This is a genomic window from Ideonella sp. B508-1, from assembly GCF_000333615.1.
Classification (GTDB): Bacteria; Pseudomonadota; Gammaproteobacteria; order Burkholderiales; family Burkholderiaceae_C; genus Ideonella.
This window is the reverse complement of sequence record NZ_BADL01000174.1, coordinates 1-955: the sequence shown is the minus strand read 5'-3', so window position 1 is coordinate 955 and position 955 is coordinate 1. Positions and strand designations below refer to the sequence as shown.

General features: G+C 73.1%; 1 protein-coding gene and 1 pseudogene. Both read left to right on the top strand.

Going from position 1 to position 955, the window contains the following annotated elements; genetic code table 11:
* Window positions 1–197: DUF1365 family protein (locus I73_RS26755; protein ID WP_040499928.1), on the top strand; the 197-nt coding region annotated here is incomplete at its 5' end.
* Window positions 194–652 (top strand): annotated as a pseudogene (locus I73_RS26750) (SAM-dependent methyltransferase); the annotation flags it as partial. The gene I73_RS26755 and the pseudogene I73_RS26750, both read left to right, overlap by 4 nt.
* Between the last annotated feature and the right edge of the window lie 303 nt (window positions 653–955).

The window sequence follows — 955 nt, the reverse complement described above, 5'->3', positions numbered from 1 at the left end:
GCCCGCTGCTGCAGACCAGCGTGGGCGGCCGGCTCGAAGCCCTGAGCCCGGCCAGCGTGCGCCGGGCCTGCTTCGGCACCCCGCTGATGACCCTGGGCGTGATCGCCCGCATCCACTGGCAGGCGCTGCAGCTCTGGCGCAAGCGCGTGCCCTTCTTCGGCAAACCCGCCGCCCCCGAGCACTTCGTCACCCGATGAACACGACCACCGCGACCTCCCCCCGCTCCGCGGCCGTGCCCGGCGCCACGCCCGCCGCCGCCCGCCGCGTGCTGAACCTGCTGGCCCGCCTGCCCCAGGGCCGGCTGGACCTGCAGCTGCCCGATGGCCAGGTGCAGCGCCTGCCCGGCACCGGCGCCAGCGGCCAGCCCGGCGGCAGCATGGTGCTGCACAACTGGGCCGTCTTCGAGCGCACCCTGAAGGCCGGCGACATCGGCCTGGCCGAGAGCTACATCGACGGCGACTGGGACAGCCCCGATCTGGCCGCCCTGCTGCGCCTGTGCATCCGCAACCGCGAACACATCGAGGGCCTCATCTACGGCCGCTGGTGGGGCGCCCTGGCCTACCGGCTGCGCCACCTGCTGCGGCGCAACACCCGCAGCGGCAGCGCCAAGAACATCCATGCCCACTACGACCTGGGCAACAGCTTCTACCGCCGTAGACCCGGAAGTCCGGCGAGATCTCGGGCAGTGCCGCCGCGGTGAGCAACCGGACCTTGGCCGGGCGGGCCAGGTGGTCGTAGACGTAGAGGCCCTCGAAGATGTGCGCAGTGAGGATGCGCGAGTACAGGTCCTGGATCTTGGCCGGGTCGAAGCCGGTCTCGGCCACCTTGAATGCGTAGCGCAGCACTTTGGGGCCGGCTGCGGGCGTGGGCGGGCTCGCCATGGCGGCCGCGGGCGAACTGCCCAGCAGGGCACCGGCGCCGGTCAGGCCGGCGGCCTGCAGCCATGCCGGCGCTG